The sequence below is a fragment of the Phocaeicola sp. genome (assembly GCF_057861905.1).
In genome coordinates, this window is sequence record NZ_DBMACV010000005.1 from 1 (window position 1) to 17,478 (window position 17,478).

Annotated in this window: 11 protein-coding genes and 1 pseudogene; 5 read left to right on the forward strand and 7 right to left on the reverse strand. The window is 46.1% G+C overall.

All coding sequences use genetic code 11. The features are described from left to right. Positions 1-230 precede the first annotated feature (230 nt). From mobV to ACZM60_RS01700, 5 genes and pseudogenes are all read right to left on the reverse strand, one after another. On the reverse strand, positions 231-1,601 hold the full coding sequence (mobV, locus tag ACZM60_RS01680) for a MobV family relaxase (RefSeq protein WP_489520632.1): 1,371 nt from the start codon (positions 1,599-1,601) through the stop codon (positions 231-233). Between the two features lie 160 nt (positions 1,602-1,761). Then, positions 1,762-2,169: a hypothetical protein gene (locus ACZM60_RS01685; RefSeq protein ID WP_239464711.1), complete on the reverse strand. Its 408-nt coding sequence runs from the start codon at positions 2,167-2,169 to the stop codon at positions 1,762-1,764. 12 nt (positions 2,170-2,181) lie between these two features. Next, a pseudogene (locus ACZM60_RS01690) lies at positions 2,182-3,374 on the reverse strand (primase-helicase family protein). 271 nt (positions 3,375-3,645) lie between these two features. Continuing rightward, complete coding sequence (locus ACZM60_RS01695) at positions 3,646-4,017, reverse strand: virulence RhuM family protein (RefSeq protein ID WP_072546079.1); 372 nt, start codon at positions 4,015-4,017, stop codon at positions 3,646-3,648. After that, the gene (locus tag ACZM60_RS01700; RefSeq protein WP_489520633.1) at positions 4,014-5,243 is read right to left on the reverse strand and encodes a site-specific integrase; all 1,230 of its coding nucleotides are present in this window, start codon (positions 5,241-5,243) and stop codon (positions 4,014-4,016) included. The genes ACZM60_RS01695 and ACZM60_RS01700 overlap by 4 nt, the downstream gene beginning before the upstream one ends. A 432-nt stretch (positions 5,244-5,675) precedes the next feature. On the opposite strand from ACZM60_RS01700, the gene ACZM60_RS01705 reads away from it, so the two are divergent. The 3 genes from ACZM60_RS01705 to ACZM60_RS01715 all read left to right on the forward strand — a co-directional run bounded on the left by ACZM60_RS01705 (position 5,676) and on the right by ACZM60_RS01715 (position 11,058). Continuing rightward, positions 5,676-7,883, forward strand: a complete 2,208-nt coding sequence (locus tag ACZM60_RS01705) for an alpha-galactosidase (protein ID WP_489520634.1) — start codon at positions 5,676-5,678, stop codon at positions 7,881-7,883. A 95-nt stretch (positions 7,884-7,978) separates the two neighbouring features. After that, positions 7,979-8,983 (forward strand): aldo/keto reductase, encoded by a 1,005-nt coding sequence (locus ACZM60_RS01710; protein ID WP_489520635.1) that lies wholly within the window; start codon positions 7,979-7,981, stop codon positions 8,981-8,983. Positions 8,984-9,033: 50 nt separating this feature from the next. Beyond that, positions 9,034-11,058: a retaining alpha-galactosidase gene (locus ACZM60_RS01715; RefSeq protein WP_489520636.1), complete on the forward strand. Its 2,025-nt coding sequence runs from the start codon at positions 9,034-9,036 to the stop codon at positions 11,056-11,058. Between the two features lie 248 nt (positions 11,059-11,306). Here ACZM60_RS01715 and ACZM60_RS01720 read toward each other — a convergent pair whose 3' ends face one another. Next, positions 11,307-12,734 (reverse strand): sialate O-acetylesterase, encoded by a 1,428-nt coding sequence (locus ACZM60_RS01720; protein ID WP_489520656.1) that lies wholly within the window; start codon positions 12,732-12,734, stop codon positions 11,307-11,309. A gap of 29 nt (positions 12,735-12,763) precedes the next feature. Beyond that, positions 12,764-13,870: an SGNH/GDSL hydrolase family protein gene (locus ACZM60_RS01725; protein ID WP_489520637.1), complete on the reverse strand. Its 1,107-nt coding sequence runs from the start codon at positions 13,868-13,870 to the stop codon at positions 12,764-12,766. 342 nt (positions 13,871-14,212) lie between these two features. Between ACZM60_RS01725 and ACZM60_RS01730 the strand changes: the two genes are divergently transcribed. Both ACZM60_RS01730 and ACZM60_RS01735 read left to right on the forward strand, forming a co-directional pair. Then, complete coding sequence (locus ACZM60_RS01730; protein WP_489520638.1) at positions 14,213-15,568, forward strand: MATE family efflux transporter; 1,356 nt, start codon at positions 14,213-14,215, stop codon at positions 15,566-15,568. An 85-nt stretch (positions 15,569-15,653) separates the two neighbouring features. Then, positions 15,654-17,447 (forward strand): fimbrillin family protein, encoded by a 1,794-nt coding sequence (locus tag ACZM60_RS01735; RefSeq protein ID WP_489520639.1) that lies wholly within the window; start codon positions 15,654-15,656, stop codon positions 17,445-17,447. Positions 17,448-17,478: the final 31 nt, after the last annotated feature.

The window sequence follows — 17,478 nt, forward strand, 5'->3', positions numbered from 1 at the left end:
ATTATTGTTTGTAATTCTTTGTAATTCAGCACTATAAAGTTACAACAATTTTCGCTAATCACCAAATTTACAAACACTTACAATTCGTCGAACTCACGTTATTTAGGCATCACACAGGCAAGTTTGAGTAGGATTCGGGCACAAATAAAATGACGTTTCAACCAACTGAGGATAGCAAGCGGTTTTGGTCTGCCCCAAACACAAACTTGCTATTTTTCCGTTGGTATTGTTTATAATCCCATGCCCTTACCTCTCCTAAGCGGTTCAACCGTCCTTTTAACGGATGAGAACAGCCTGCCAAACTGCTCCTTGAACCACTCTCCAATCACTTGCCCGTTGATGGCAAGTGCAAGCTTGGACTTGTCTTTCGGGTCTTTTACCACTTGGAAGCCTGCTTCCTCGGTCGTGAACTTCCGCCTGTGCTCTTCCGAATAGAGCTCGCCCTCGTAGAACAGCGGTTTGCCGCTGATGAGCGTGGCAGTCTGCCTTTCGTTGAAGCCGACTTTAAGGCAGAACTTCTCCATATACACCAGCTCTTGAAACAGCGGAAACCATTTCTTGGCTTTTTGGATAATGGATTTTAGGAATGACACTTCCTCTTGGTGTGCCGCTTTCTTGTCCGCCATTTCCCTGCGGTACTTGGCTTGCAGTTCCACCAATTGGCGGCTGTGTTCCTCCTGCTGCCGCTCCATCTGCTTTTGCAATAATTCGATACTCTCGTCACGGGCGGCAACCTCGCCTTGCAAGGTTCGGTTGTCGGCTTCCAACTCTTTCAGTCTGCCGCTACCCAAAAGAGAACCTACTTTTGCCACGAGTGCCGCTTTCGCCTCGGTCTTGGCGGCTTCCAGCTTCTCCGACTTGATTTCTTTTTTGACTTCGTCAAGTTCCTGCTTTGCCTGTTGGCGTTCGGTCTGCAACTGCTGCACGTTGGCTTCAAGCTCTCCCGTCTGCCGTTTCAGGTCACGGTAGTATTGGGCGGTGGTTGTGTGCCGTGCTTCCGAACCTCGTATGCCACGCTGCAATCCGTACTTCGCCATCGCTGCGGCGTAGCTGTCGTGGTAAGCGACAAGCCTTTCACGGGTCAGGAGGTCATCGGCACACAAACGCACGGCGTTGGCTTTCTTGCGGTAGGTGCGTTTGCTGTCCGCTTGTTTCTTCTTGGCTTTCCTGCGCTCTCCCGTCACTATCGGTACGACCGTTGCATGGATGTGCGGCGTGTGTTCGTCCATGTGCAGCACTGCCGAAACGGTGTTCTCCCTGCCGAATGTGCGGTGCAGCCATTGCAGGTTGTCATCGCACCATTCACCCAGCCTGCCTTCGTCCTGCACTCTCACCATATCTTCATGCGAACCCGAAAGCACGATGCGGATTGCCCGTACTTGGTCGGGAGTAATTTTTCGTCTGATGCCTGCCGTGTGGATGCGGTGGCTTATCGCTTCGGTGCGGTCTGCCACACCGTCGGGGAACTCCACCAGTTCACGGTTGAGATGGGTGCGTGTGGGGTCGGCGTTCTTGGGCATTGTTTTGCGTTCTATGTGGTCGGATGCGCCCGTGTCAGCCGACCCTTTCGCCTTGTTGATTTGGATGCTTATGTATCCCATGTTTGTTTCTTGTTTTTTTGGTTCTACAAATTGTTTGTCGGTATCCGTCCGCCTGCGGTCGTGCCGCACGGGGCAAACGGGGGTGTCCAGAGGGGTGTAACCCCGTTGGCTCATTGGGGTGTTTTTAGCATTAGCGTCAGCGGTGCGTGAAGAAAACGCCCTAATGAGCTATGGCTTTTCGTTCCCAAAAGCCTGCGGCGGTGTCGGCGATGATGTCGGCGGATGTTGGTCGCCCTTTTCTTTTTGCCAGCCTTGTATGATATTCTGTGCCGTTGTGCCGGCATGATTGCCTGTCGGCACAACAGCATACAGACAGGGATGGTGTTGCCGTTTCCCCTGCGGACTTGATAAGGGCTGAAATTCCGATGATTTGATGATTGGATAGTCTAATATACAGACAGCTAATGCAATAACCTTTCATCAGCGTTTCATCAAACCGCTCGCCAAAAGAAAAGCGATGAGCGGCGTTGTGTTGCCTTTCTCTTTTCATCAGCCCAATCCTTTTGTTGAGCGTTTGATGAGAATGTAAGTCGCTGTCATTCTTTATGTTTATATATGCTTTCATCATTTCATCAAAATATCAGAGTGTTTCCAACTGTTCCTTGCTTACCAGATAGTAGCGTCCAATCCTCCTGACGGGCGAGTAACGGCATTCACGGTTGTAGTCGTATTGGTAGGTGGTGTAGGAAAGCGAATTGGATGCAGGGGTAAGCTTCCAGCATTCCTGCACCACTTTCCGAACCTGCGACTTCTCCACCTTTACTTGCGAGCAGACGAGCAACGGGATAATATCATTGAGGCAAAAAGAAACAGAACTGACGCCCACGCTTGCCATGATGTCGAGCAGGAGTTCCGTCATTTCTATCTCCAAACGGTTGCGGTTGCTTCGGATAATCTTCCGCAGGGCTTCCGTCTCCAGCAGCTTCGGGTTGAACCACATTCGGCTTTCTTTTTCGGTGGATAGCTGCCGGTGTTGCAGGAAATGAAGAAAAGCGGGTATCTCCGCTTTCAGTTTTTGCAGGAAGTCGGTATCATCATTCCGTAGCGGCACAATCTTCCGCACCCAATAGCGTGTTTCACCTGCGTCAATGATAACGGGCAGATGCTCGTTGTTTGAGCACAACACGAACTTGGCGAAGAAGCCTATCTCGTCACGGTCTTTGCCTTTCGCCTCCACCTTGTAGGATAGTGTGGTGCTGAGGTTCTTCAACCGTTCGCTGTCCTCACGGCGGTTGAGCAGCACCTCGTCCACCATGATGAGCAGCTTGCCCGCCCAATCGGAATTGAACTGGCTGCGGAAGTCCTCGTTGGTGTTGAACGTCACGTTGTTCTGGAATACGGCTTTCAGGAAGTTCAGGAACGTGCTTTTGCCCGTATTCCTCTCTTCGGACACGAGCAACAGGATGGGCAGCTTCTGAACGGGATACAGATACAGCAGTTGCAGGTAGTCCATGCCCAACCCGTACTGTTCGCCGAAGATGTGTTCCACCAACGAGCGAATGCAGGGGAAATCGCCCGGCACGGGAACATGGCTTATCGGCTCGTAGAGGTTGAGGAACTTGCCGACTACGGGCTGGTAGCCTACATGGTCGGGTACGGTGCAGAAGCCGTCATACTTCGGGATGCCCGCCATGTAGTCCTTGCCGTAGTCCTGTCGCAGGGTCTCGGCGTTCCATGCGATGCGTCTCCTCACATAGCCGCCGTCAATGCGGGCTGGTTCACAATCTTGTAGAGCGTGGTGCCTACACGGATAAATTCTTCTTTCTTTTCCATGTTTCAAATATAGGTTTTAGTGCCGCCGACACCTTGTCGGCAGGTGGATTAAACATGGTTGCAAAGCTACGGCAGGACGGCTAAAACCTTGATATGTAAAACTATGCAGAACGGCGCAAAAGAAACCGACGGATAAGAAAATGCAGTAAGATGGACAATATCAGTCATCAAAAGGCGAAAAGAAAAAGCCCGAAGAAGCGGAAAATGGTACTTCTTCGGGCAGACTTGGATTGTGTGAGTGCATGGGCGTAGTGACACGCAACCGCACTCGCTAACACTTACACGATATGCTGTTACCTAACGAAAGCCAAAGCATTTGTCTGTCTTTTCGCAAGCACAGCCTTTCCAGCAAGACATTACGCACTCTTGCGGCATTGGATGTGTTGATACGGAAAGCCAGTGCCATTACCATTGGCAGCGCATACACTTCCAAATAATAACCGTTTGGCAGCCTGATGCGCCTTTCCACTTCGCAAGATTGCAACACTCCGCTCCTATACACGGCTCGGACAGCGGCACGGAGTGTCGGGGCGATTACATCAAACAGCGTTACCAACTCCATTTCGCTCATCCACACATTGGCTATATCGGACGGTACGGCAACCCTGCCGCTTCCGTCCATCGTGATTGTTGCCCGTTTCATATCCCTGCCACCTTGATGTTACCGAATGACTTGCTCAACTTGTCGCCCAGCATCGTGAGGTCGTTATCCAGCTTCTCCACGGTTATCTTCGCATAGATTTGGGTCGTTTCGATGTTCGTATGTCCCAAAATGCGGCTTACGCTCTCTATCGGCATACCCTTGCAGAGAGCCAGGGTTGCGAATCCATGACGTGAGCAATGGAAGCTGATGTCCTTATTCACGCCGCATTCCCGTATCATCTTCTTCAACGGTTTGCAGATTGACCAATAGTTCAGATTAGGGAATACCAAGTCGTTTTCTTGGAACGGTCGGTAACGCTCGATTATCTGCAAGGGGATGTCCAGCAGCTTTACTTGGAAAGGTACGCCCGTCTTGTGACGCTTGGAGATAATCCATTTCTCGCCGTTCACCTCCACGATTCGGTCGTTGGTCAGTTCCTTGATGTCCACGAAAGAAAGGGCGGTGAAGCTCGCAAACACGAACAGGTCACGGATGTATGCCAGCTTCGGGTCTGCGAACTCGTGCGTCATTACCGCCTTCAACTCATCCTCCGTCAAAAACTCACGCTCCTTGACATTCGGGCTGATATGGAACTGCGCAAACGGGTTTCTCGGTATCAGACCGTTGAAGTGCGCACACATCACCACACCTTTCAGCCACATGCACTTTTCCCATATCGTGCCGTTGCGCAATCCCGCTTCCGTGGAGAGATAGACCGCAAACTCCTTGATGAAGTCGGGCGTAAGCTCCAGCATCGACATGTCGCTGCGCTTGTAGAACGACTTGATGAACGCCGCCACATAGTTCCTTGCCACTACCCTTGACTGGTAAGTCGCCAGTTTCCTGTCCTTGCCGACACGCTTCTTGAACACCTCGTTCTCACGGTCGAAGGCTTTGAGCAGCGTTTCATACTCGCCGCCTATGCCCTGATAGGCGTTGCGTACCATCTCTGCCGTCACAAACGCCTCACGGTCGGATATGCGCTGGTAGTGCTTGATGATTTGCGCCTTGATGTTGTCAAGCGCAAGGTTCGTTTCCCTTGCCTCCAAACTCTTGCCTTTGGCACGGTTGCCCTTTGCATCCCAAAGTTCTTTTGAGATGCTCCGCTTGCAACTGAACTGCGCCACCGTTCCGTTGATTGTAACCCGTCCCATGATGGGGACAGTTCCATTCTTCTCCTTGCTGCCGTTCGCATAGAACAGCACGCGAAATGTGCTCCTTGTCATACTCGTTCTTTTTTGGTTGCAAAACTATAAATCAACGAGTTAAACCTTGACAAGCAAACCTACGCAGAGCGGCGCAAACGGAACGGTGACTGTTAAATCTGCATTTCTGACGGGTAACGATTAGGAAACCGTTCTCTTTCTCCAATCCGCTTTGAAACGCTATTCAGCCCTTTATCCAACTTCCGCGATTTTCTCCTAACTACTTAATTCACAGATTACATTGCGTTAATCTGCCGAATTTTGGAGGTTTTTCCATAGATTTTCCGTAACTTTATCCTTGGTAATCATTGTTGTTAATTTGTAATTAATTGTTTGTCAGACTTAAATATACAAAATAATTCGGTGATTACCAACTTTTAAAGATACTTTCTTATCCCGAACTCACGTATAAAATGAACGAATGTATAAATCTACTATCAAAAAATGAAAAGCATGAAAGTAAAAAACAAAATTTACCTGCTGGCAAGTTGTACTTTACTTGCCGGAAACATGTGGGCACAGAACATCTGCATTTCTACTCCCCAAACATCACTCGTGCTGAACGCACCGACCGGCGGAGAACTGAAATATCTTTACTATGGAAGCAAACTGAGCGAAACTGATTTGCAAAACATCAACGAAGCAAAGAATTGCGATCATACAGCTTATCCGGTATATGGAATGAACTGCCCAAGTGAAACAGCATTGTCCGTCAGGCATGCAGACGGAAACATGTCAACCCAAATGGAAATTGTCGGTGTCGATACGGATAAAGATGCTCAGAGTACCCTCACCACTGTCCGCCTGAAAGACAAAGTCTATCCTTTTTATATAAATGTATGCTACAAAGCTTACACAAATGTCGACATGATAGAAACCTGGACGGAAATAAGCCACTCCGAAAAAAAGCCGGTTTGCCTGACTCAGTTTGCATCGGCTTACCTGCCTATCCGCCGAGGAAACGTATGGCTTTCGCACCTTTCCGGATCATGGGCCAACGAAGGACAACTTACACAAGAACCTCTTCAACCGGGCATGACAATCATCAAGAACAAAGATGGAGCGCGTAACTCGCATACCTCACATGCCGAAGTGATGTTCTCACTCGATGGAACGCCACAGGAAAATAGAGGTAGGGTTATCGGAGCAGCACTTTGCTACACAGGCAATTATAAATTGAGAATCGATACTGACGACAGCGACTATCATCAGTTCTATGCGGGCATCAACGAAGAGAACTCGTCGTACACACTTTCCAAGAAAGAAATATTCCGTACACCTGCCGTTGCCTTAACCTACACCGACGAAGGTCTGAGCGGAGCGAGCCGCAATTTCCATAAATGGGGAAGAATGTACAAACTGGCTCATGGGAACAAGGTACGCGATATTCTGCTGAATAGCTGGGAAGGAGTATATTTCGACATCAACCAGCAGGGCATGGACCAGATGATGGGCGACATTGCTTCGATGGGTGGTGAACTTTTTGTGATGGACGACGGCTGGTTTGGCGACAAATATCCGCGCAAGAACGACAGTTCTTCACTGGGCGACTGGGTGGTAGACAAGGACAAACTTCCCGAAGGTATCGAGGGGTTGATAAGAGATGCCAAGAAGCACGGCATCAAATTCGGTATCTGGATTGAACCGGAAATGGCGAACACTACCAGCGAACTGTATGAAAAGCATCCGGAATGGATACTGAAAGCTCCGCAGCGTGATCCGGTTCTGGGACGTGGAGGTACGCAGGTGGTACTCGATCTTGCCAATCCGGAGGTACAGGATTTCGTATTCAAGGTAGTAGACGACCTGATGACACAGCATCCCGGCCTCGCTTATATTAAGTGGGATGCCAATATGCCTATCATGAATCACGGCTCCAACTATCTGACAGCCGATAATCAGAGTCACATGTATATTGAATATCACCGGGGATTCGAGAAAGTGTGCCAGCGTATCCGCGCCAAATATCCGGACTTAACCATTCAGGCTTGTGCCAGTGGCGGCGGTCGCGCCAACTACGGTTACCTGCCTTATTTCGATGAATTCTGGGTAAGCGACAATACAGATGCCCTGCAACGTGTATACATGCAGTGGGGAACCTCTTATTTCTTCCCTGCTATCGCCATGGCTTCGCACATCAGTGCGGCACCCAATCACCAGACTTTCCGTACCATTCCACTGAAGTACCGCATCGATGTGGCGATGAGCGGACGACTGGGCATGGAAATCCAGCCTAAAAACATGACCGACGAGGAAAAGGATTTGTGCCGCAAGGCTATCGCCGACTACAAAAAGATTCGTCCTATCGTACAACTGGGAGATATCTATCGCCTGGTTTCTCCTTACGACCATCAAGGAGTAGCTTCATTGATGTACACCAGTCCTGAAAAGGACAAGGCAGTGTTCTACTGGTGGAAGACCGAACATTTCGTCAACCAGCACTTGCCTCGTGTTACAATGGCGGGACTCGATCCTGAAAAGACCTACCGCATTACGGAATTGAACCGGATAGACAGCCAACCACTTGCCTTCGAAGGGAAGACATATAGTGGAGCTTACCTGATGAAAAACGGTCTGGAAATACCTTATAACCATATTGTAGACTATCACAAACAGAACGATTACTCCAGCCGCGTATTATATCTGGAGGAAGTGAAGTAAGTTTCTCCAAAGGTTCCTTGATTATCAATGACAAAGAAACAATATTCCAACAATTATCATGACACTTATAAAGTCTGAAGTTAACAAATAATATTATGACACCTTCTATCTATTCGCCTGCTTCAGAGCGGTATAACTGCAACATGCAATACCGCCGCTGTGGAAAAAGTGGTATTCTTCTACCCGAAATATCCTTGGGACTCTGGCATAATTTTGGCGACGTGAATACTTTTTCAAATTCACAGGCCATGGCACACTATGCTTTCGATCACGGTATCACACATTTCGATTTAGCCAACAATTACGGCCCTTCCTATGGTTCTGCCGAAGAAACCTTCGGGCTCCTTATGAAAAAATCGTTCATGCCTTACCGCGACGAACTTTTCATATCTACCAAAGCCGGACACGATATGTGGCCCGGTCCTTATGGAGAATGGAATTCTCGCAAGAATCTGATGGCCAGCCTCAACCAAAGTCTCAAGCGAATGAATCTGGATTACGTAGATATTTTCTACAGCCATCGTTACGACCCCAATACACCACTTGAAGAAACAATGCAGACTCTCGTAGATATTGTACGCCAAGGAAAAGCACTTTATGTGGGAATATCCAAATATCCCAAGGAAGCTGCTGATAAAGCTTACCGTTATCTCGAAGAGCGCGATGTACATTGTCTGCTTTATCAGGGACGTTACAACCTTTTCAACCGCGAACCTGAGCAAGAAGGTATTTTACAACAGGCTTATCAAAACGGAACAGGCTTCATAGCTTTCTCTCCATTGGCGCAAGGACTACTTACCGACCGGTATCTGAACGGAATTCCCGAAGGATCACGTATGTCGCACAACGGCTCCCTGAAAAAAGAATCATTGACCGAACAGATGCTGCAACGCATCAGATTGCTGAACGAAATAGCCTGTCGCCGCGGACAGACTCTGGCAGAAATGGCCCTGGCATGGTTACTAAAAGACGAATCTGTAACTTCAGTCATCATCGGTTCCAGTTCGGTAGAGCAACTGTCCAACAATCTGAAAGCACTGAACAACACCAGATTCACTACAGAAGAGCTGGAAGAAATAAACCATATCTGCCTGAGGTAAACAACAATTGAACGACATATATACATAGATAAACTTTAAAAGATAAAAAAATGAAAAACTTATCATTCAAAAGATATCTGCCCGGCATTCTGTTATTTACAGGAATCTTTACTGCTTCGGGCCAACAATATCAACTTAATTCACCCAATGGCAAATTGCTTCTCACGGTAAATGCGGAACAAAACCTCAACTGGCAAATAGAGCACGATGGCACTACCGTACTGCAACCTTCGGCTATTGCTCTCGAAGGAAAGGATGAAAAAGGAAAGACTCTTATTCACATGGGGAATGACATTAAAGTAATAAACGAAAGCCGAAAATCAGTCAATACCTCTTTTCAGACTCCATTTTATAAAAAAGCTGAAGTAAAAGACATATACAATCAGTTTATTCTGAAATGTCGCGGAGGTTACAGTATTGAATTCCGCGCTTATGACAATGGAGCTGCCTATCGCCTTATATCAGAGATACGAAAACCTTACCGGGTTACCAGCGAAACAGCCGAATTCAACTTTGATAAAGACTATAAAGCGCTGGTACCTTACGTCAATGACCAGAGAAGCGGAGAACGTTACTGTTTTTCATTCGAATCATTTTATACTCCAGTCCGACTCTCGGAAATGCCAGACGATTCTCTGTCCATTAATCCACTGATGGTGGAACTGGAAAACGGAAAGAAAGCGGTTATCATGGATGCTGGAGTAGAGAATTATCCAGGAATGTTTCTGAGTGTAAATACACAAAATCGACAAGGCGTACAAGCGAAGTTTGCCCCTTACCCTCTAAAAGAAACAATTGGAGGATATAATTGTTTGAATCTTATTCCTACTCGACGTGCTGATTATATCGCCCGAATCGAAAATCACTTCAGTCTGCCTTGGCGCGTGGTACTGGTAACCGACAAAGATACTCAACTCCTTGATAACGATATAGCACAATGTCTGGCACCAGAATGCCGAATCACTGATACTTCATGGATAAAACCGGGAAAATCAGCCTGGGAATGGTGGAACGCATGCAACCTGACTGGAGTAAGTTTTAAATCGGGAATAAATACAGCAACCTACAAGGCTTATATCGACTTTGCTGCAGCCAATCGTCTGGAATACATCATTATCGATGAAGGCTGGAGTGGAAATGAATCGCTTACGCAAGATTTGAATCCCGACATCGACCTGAAAGAGCTGATAGCCTATTCCAATGCCAATAATATAGGTATTATTCTGTGGTCCAGCTGGAGAAATGCTATGAAAGACACTGAGAAGAACTTTGCCTACTACGAAGCAATGGGTATAAAAGGCTTCAAGATTGATTTCTTCGACCGTGACGACCAACCACTTATGAAATCAGTTTATGACATAGCCGCATGTGCCGCTCGCCACAAGTTAGTGCTCGACTTGCACGGATTACGTCCTACCGGAGTACAGCGCGCTTACCCCAATATTCTAAACTTTGAAGGAGTAAAGGGACTGGAAAATGCAAAATGGGAACCAATCATAAACGGCGCACCACTCAACGACTTTCCACGCTACGCAGTGACAGCTCCGTATCTGCGTATGCTTGTGGGGCCAATGGACTATACACCAGGAGCTATGATGAATGCCAGCCGCAGTGAATTCCGTACCAGCAATGACCGCCCCATGAGTATGGGAACGCGCGTACATCAAATGGCTATGTACACTATATTCGAAGCACCACTCCAAATGCTGGCCGACAGCCCAAGCCGCTACATGAAAGAAAAGGAATGTACCGACTTCATAGCACAGGTCCCCACCACATTCGATGAAACCATAGCACTGACAGGAACGATAGGAGAATACATCGTACTGGCTCGACGCAAAGGCAATGTATGGTATGTAGCCGCCATGACTAACTGGACACCGCGAAATTATACACTCGACTTTTCTTTTTTGGGAAAAGGTTCTTATCAGGCCGAGATATTTGCCGATGGCATAAATGCAGACCGTGAGGCTACCGACTACAAGAAAACAGTCCGGACCATCTCAGCATCCGACAAACTGGAAATCCAGATGGCTCCCGGAGGAGGATGGACTGCACGAATCACTGCGAGATAAAAAGCGAAAAAGCCCTAATAAATGGAATGTACCGAAAACAAATAAGGAATTACAGATTCAGAACAAAGCCTGTCCAAATCACTCTAAAGTGTACTTACGCAATAGAAAATTTGGACAGGCTTTATTTTTAAGAAACAATAAATTGTTCTGCCCAATAAAAAAATGGTTCATAAATAAAGAAGTCAGACTCCCTTTCATGAACCATTTTGTCCTTAATTATTAAATAAGATATAACTCAAAATACTCCTTTATTCCCAGTCGTCTGTACGGAACGGATACAAAGGCAATTCACGCAGATTGGCTACATTTCCCGACTGGAAGTCGCGGAAACAATAGCGTACGGCAACCGGCTGTGCTACCTTATCACAGGTAACTTTAATCTGCAAGTTATTGAAAACTTCGGCCTTTGCCGGATAAAAGACCTTATCACTTCCGGCTACTTCGAAACCTTCCATGCCCGACAAGCGGTTAAAGCCTTCTTCTGCATGGTCGAACGACAAGATAACGGCACCGTCTTTTACTTCCATCGACTTATAAACCGGTCCGTAAGCTTCTATGCCCGGCACATGATACGTCTTGCTCAACGCCATATAAGCCAGACGTTTTCCTACATCTGACTTGTTCTTGGGATGAACATTCTTTATTTCATAAGGCTGTACCAGATCGTTTGTCGAAATCATTCCACTGTTCGAAATAATAGACTGTGCTTTGAACTGTGCCTCACGCAAATATGCACATCCGGTAGTTTCCGTAGAATTGAAAGGAGCAATCTCTACATAATAGAACGGCAGTTCACCCAGTCCCCATTCTTTACGCCAAAGTTCCACCATGGTCTTCAAGCGTTCGGCATACGTCTTGTGCTTGCCCACGTTCGATTCTCCCTGATACCACAAGAACCCTTTGATGGTATAATTCTGCAAAGGCTTCAGCATGCCGTTGTACATCAGCGTCGGGCTCAGGTAATGCCACCAGTCGTGTCCGTCTTCCTTACGGATATCACGCTTGAGGTCAATATCGGGATACTGCGAAACAATCTCACGGGGCAACCATCCTTCTACCATCGAACCACCCCAGCTACAATTGATGATACCGATTGGAATATCCAGTACCTGATTCATCATCATGGCAAAATTGAAGGCTGTTGCACTAAAGGCAGGAGCATTTTCCGGATTGCTCACCTTCCAACTTCCCTTACATTCGTCGACAGGCTGCAACTGTCCGTTCTTTTCGACTGTAGCCACACGGATTCCTTTCCACTTCGATGCTGTAGCTATCGTTTCATTGGCTCCGGCTATCGGACAATTCCAGAAACCACGTAGAGGCATTTCCATATTCGATTGTCCGGAACAGAACCAAACCTCCCCTACCAGCACGTTGTTCAGTTTCACTTCCTCCCCATCGGAGATAGAAATCGTATAGGTCTGATAGCTTGCAGTAGGTGTCTGAATCTTAGCTATCCACTTGCCATCGGCCCCGGCTTTCACCTTATAGGCTTCATTATTCCACGACGGACGGATAGTTACTTCGGCATTTGCATCAGCTTTTCCCCACAGACAAGCTTCCGTCTGCTGCTGCAATACCATATTGTCACTCATAATATCGGGTAAAGTGACCTTTGCCCATGCTCCGGCTTGCATCGTCATCAACAAGCAAGCACTTACAATCCATTTCTTCATTTTCATAATATTTTAAAGTCCACTATTCATTACCACTTCATGAGTTTCTTAAGATAAGCAGTCAGCTCGGATGCCATCTTCTGCTGCTGCCGCATAGATGGATGATAACTGGCCCCCATTCCCAATGAGCCCGTCTGCGGTGACATATCAAAACGATATACTTCTTTATCTCCGTCTTTGTTCATTTCGCCGGCAACCGTATCCATTGCTTTCTTTAAATCACTCAGTGCCTGACTGTCCGTCATAGATCCGCTCAACAAAACCAACTTGGCTTTTGGATAAATAGAACGGAGTTTTTTCATAAAACGACGATACCCATCGGTCAGCAAATCCATGTCATAATCATTCAAACTGATATCGTTTGTTCCCAAGTTGATACACACTACATCGGGAGTATACAGAGCATGGTTCCATAGTTCGGTAGAATCTGTAAAAAGTACCTGTTCGTACATGGCAGGCATACAGTCTTTGCTACCCGAACGAGGTCCGGCATAATTACGATATATCCCTATTCCTGAACGAGCCACTACAAGATGTTGTGCTTTCAGTGCCCGTGCTGTACGAGCCGCATAGGTATAAAAATGATTTTCGGTGTCATAAGTAAACGGATCCTTCGGGTTCTCCGATTCTACTCCATACCCGCAAGTGATGGAGTTTCCGATAAATTCAATCCGACGTTCAGGCAACACCGGAGCCTCTCCAAGCTGACATCCGTTGTCCAAATAAAAACCTTTAAATGCAGGTTTCAATTCATATCCCTCTATAGCATACATAATCCGTACGCTATGAAGCCCTTCGGGAAGTCCTTCTGCCAAGGTCTGTATCGAATCGTTCTCTGAAAAATTGATTCGGTACGGCAAATTATCATCAATCTCCACCATGAAAGCTCCACTTCCGGGCTTCACTTTCATCTGCAGAGAAGTCCCTTCAAAATTGGCAAAAATGCTGACTCCCGGATAAGTAAAACGGACTGTATGGGGAATGGTTTTACTGATTCTCCCCATATAAACAATATGTGAATCATCGGAAGAAATAAATTCTTTATCTCCCTGACGAGTTTCTGCAGAAACAGGAAAAGATAATCCGGCTATTATACCAAATACAAATAAACCGGACAGACAGTTCTTATTTTTCATATATCATAGTATTTTTTGCAAATATAGTATATCTACACGAAGAAGGGTTGATACTTTTTTATCAAAAATCAGCGTTTTTACATAAGTTTTTTCCAAAAAAGGTTCTCTTTACTTTAACAAATCATGTAGATAGCCCCCAAATCCACACAATTCGTTCACAAGAAATCTTCCAAAATATTTGATTACGCCAATGATTAATCCTACCTTTGCACGCACATAACGAAAAAGCGTTTTGTAATCCTCATCGGAGGGCAAGAAAAAGCCGGATAAGATGACTGGGTAAAACCAATCAACTTATCCGGCTTTTTTAATTTATCAAATCAGAGTGTTTATCAGAAAAATATGAAAGAGCTTGATCTGACACAAGGAAATGTTTCAAAAGTACTGTTCCAGTTTGCCATACCTTATCTATTGGCCAATGTATTGCAAGCCTTATACGGTGGTGCCGATTTATTTGTCGTAGGACAATTTGACGACGCGGCAAGCGTAGCCGGAGTAGCAATAGGCAGTCAGGTGATGCAAACCATTACAGGTATCATCCTTGGACTGACTACCGGAGTGACTGTTCTCATCGGCATAGCTACCGGAGCACGCAATTACAAAGAATCAGCTTCCATTATAGGTTCGTCGGTATGGTTGTTTGCCATCACAGGAATCCTGCTCACACTATTGATGACTATCCTGCATAATCCCATAGCCCGCATCATGCATACCCCGGCCGAAGCCATGCACGATACAGAAATGTATCTACTAATCTGCTCACTGGGCATCCCTTTTATTATAGGTTATAACGTTGTCTGCGGAATTCTACGCGGACTCGGCGATTCTCGCACACCACTTTATTTCGTAGCATTGGCCTGTATGGTCAATGTTATACTCGACTTTGCTCTGGTAGGAGGTCTGCACATGCGTGCGGCAGGAGCGGCAATTGCCACCATCTCCTCACAAGGAATCAGTTTCCTGACTGCCCTATGGTTCCTGCATCGCCGAGGTTTCAGCTTTCCATTTACCCGACGTGACATCCGCCTGAACGGAAATCTGTCACAACGAGTCGTATTGCTGGGAGCTCCCATCGCCCTGCAAGATGCACTAATCAACATTTCCTTCCTGATTATTACAATCATCGTCAATCAAATGGGTGTCATCGCATCGGCAGCATTAGGAGTAGTCGAAAAAATCATCGTGTTTGCCATGTTGCCTCCCGTAGCCATTTCATCGGCCGTTGCCGCCATGACTGCACAAAATTATGGTGCCGGCCTTATCCATCGTATGAACCAATGCCTGCGTTCAGGTATCGCAATGGCATTAGTCTTCGGTATTTCAGTATGTGCCTACTCACAATTTCTGCCGGAAACTCTTGTAAGAATCTTTACAGACGATGAATCCGTAGTCGCCATGGGAGCAACCTATTTGCGGGGATACAGCATCGACTGTATCATCGTCAGTTTCGTGTTTTGCATAAATTCTTATTTCAGCGGACAAGGCAACTCATGGTTCCCGATGATTCACAGTCTTATAGCTACATTTCTCTTCCGTATACCTCTATCGTGGGCCTTCAGTCATATCGATCCGACAAGCCTTTTCTGGATGGGATATGCCCCGCCACTCTCCACAACGGTATCGTTACTGATATGTTTAGGATATCTCTTGTGGTGGAGGAAAAAATTAAAACAAAAACAATCACCGCTCAAACAATAATACTATTTTTCAATGTTTTAAATGAACAATTAATGCTATCTTGCGTATATATAAATAAGGACCAAAAGAAAAACATTTTATAGTTATGAAAAAATTCAACGCAACTGCTATCATACTTTTCAGTTCTCTGTTCTTCCTGAACTCGTGTAACCAGACAGAGGATGTTTTAATCAGTCAAGACAACTGTTTTTCGTTAACCTGTTTTCAGACGGGATGGACAGAAGATAGCTCCAGAGAACAAACACGTGTCGTGACAGACAGTGAAGGAAAAGGTTCCTTTGTAGAAAATGACTGCATTGAAATTCAAATCAAGTCTGAAGCAAAAACCACCACAACTCAGCTAACTTATGCTGGCGGACAATGGACTCCCAATCTGCAACGCAGTGACTATGGACAAGGAGAACTTTACCTTACGGGCATTTTCCCCATACTTCCACAGTATGAAGGCGATGCATCAGTAAGAAAAATCAGCTTGCCTGTCCAACAGCATGATAAACAGAATTATGCGGCAGCAGATATTTTATTCGGAAGCACCACCGTCGATGCCAGCAGCACTTCTGCCGTCATGCAGTTTCGCCATGCACTGCACCGGATTTTTATAAACTTGAAAGGGTCTGTACCTGATGATCTGAAAATAGAAATACGAAGTCGTACTGAAGGAAAAATTTCTATCGCAAGCGGAAATGTAACTTTAACAGAAGAGGCAGAACCGACTTATACATGGATCACTCCTCAACAAGAAACGTCGAATATCTACACAGCAATTATTCTTCCTCAAGAAGCAGAGGCATATCGTAACGGCGACGGACTTATCCGCCTGACAAGTGAGGGGAAAAGTGTAACATATCCACTCAATTCTGATATCGAAAGTTTCTCTCCCGGCATGCAGACAACTTTCAACCTGACACTAAAGTCTGATGAAACAGGAGGAAGTGCCGACATGGATTTCTGCAACCAAACTTATTGGGTATACGGAATTACATCCCCAGACTTCCACGGCAAGGAAAATATTCAATCGTATACCGTAGACGTAAGCTCTTTTCCTGAAGGAGAATGGATGCGCTACGCTTACGAAAAGCTGGGACTTCCAAATGAAGAAAACTACCTGACCTGGAAGGAGGGCTGTGGATGGTACGATTGCAACAAGACATTCCAGTATATCGGCGACAGAAATATGTGCTGGGCTGCAACAGCTTCCAACCTTATTCACTGGTGGCTGGAGCACAACCGAAAATACATCGAAGCATACGAAGCTAAATATGGAGGGGATCCTTGCCCTATGGGATATCGTAAAATGACAGAAAAAGACCAGAATCATAGCGAAGTCTTTAATTTTTTCAAAGCTTCTTTTCCTAATCAAGGAAGCTGGGATACAGGAGGCGTAAACTGGTTTATCAACGGAAACAAGCAGAACCTGACATATTGCTACAATGAAAATTTTGAAGGATTCTTCTCTAAAGTATTTTCCAAAAATGATGCAGTTGCAACCGAAACCCGTAACTTATCGAAGGAAAATTTTAATTTATGGATGAAAAATGCTTTTCGTACCAACAAGGCTATTGGATTCTCGGCTAACGGTTTTGTCGGTCCTAATGGCAGCCGACATTCAATGACTATCTGGGGAGCCGAATTCGATGCTGAAGGCAACGTAGCATTTTTATATTTCTGTGACAATAACTATGGAGAAGAAGAACCTAATCATGCTTCCATGAGAAGATTTAAGGTAAAATACAAAGAAAATACAACTCAGGGAACGTATCTTACTCCGCTGGATTATAATGACGGTACTCAACCCAAGGCACAAGCCGTGATTGGGTCGCTTACCCTCGTCGATCTACGACTCGATATCTGGAAGGCAGCCTTCCCTGACGTAAAATAGAGGAGAATTGACCGCTATAACAACATATCCG

Bases quoted from the DNA above. Each gene is read 5' to 3' on its own strand.
- mobV (WP_489520632.1), bottom strand. From the start codon at position 1,601: ATGGGATACATAAGCATCCAAATCAACAAGGCGAAAGGGTCGGCTGAC.
- ACZM60_RS01685 (WP_239464711.1), bottom strand. From the start codon at position 2,169: ATGATGAAAGCATATATAAACATAAAGAATGACAGCGACTTACATTCT.
- ACZM60_RS01695 (WP_072546079.1), bottom strand. From the start codon at position 4,017: ATGAAACGGGCAACAATCACGATGGACGGAAGCGGCAGGGTTGCCGTA.
- ACZM60_RS01700 (WP_489520633.1), bottom strand. From the start codon at position 5,243: ATGACAAGGAGCACATTTCGCGTGCTGTTCTATGCGAACGGCAGCAAG.
- ACZM60_RS01705 (WP_489520634.1), top strand. From the start codon at position 5,676: ATGAAAGTAAAAAACAAAATTTACCTGCTGGCAAGTTGTACTTTACTT.
- ACZM60_RS01710 (WP_489520635.1), top strand. From the start codon at position 7,979: ATGACACCTTCTATCTATTCGCCTGCTTCAGAGCGGTATAACTGCAAC.
- ACZM60_RS01715 (WP_489520636.1), top strand. From the start codon at position 9,034: ATGAAAAACTTATCATTCAAAAGATATCTGCCCGGCATTCTGTTATTT.
- ACZM60_RS01720 (WP_489520656.1), bottom strand. From the start codon at position 12,734: ATGAAGAAATGGATTGTAAGTGCTTGCTTGTTGATGACGATGCAAGCC.
- ACZM60_RS01725 (WP_489520637.1), bottom strand. From the start codon at position 13,870: ATGAAAAATAAGAACTGTCTGTCCGGTTTATTTGTATTTGGTATAATA.
- ACZM60_RS01730 (WP_489520638.1), top strand. From the start codon at position 14,213: ATGAAAGAGCTTGATCTGACACAAGGAAATGTTTCAAAAGTACTGTTC.
- ACZM60_RS01735 (WP_489520639.1), top strand. From the start codon at position 15,654: ATGAAAAAATTCAACGCAACTGCTATCATACTTTTCAGTTCTCTGTTC.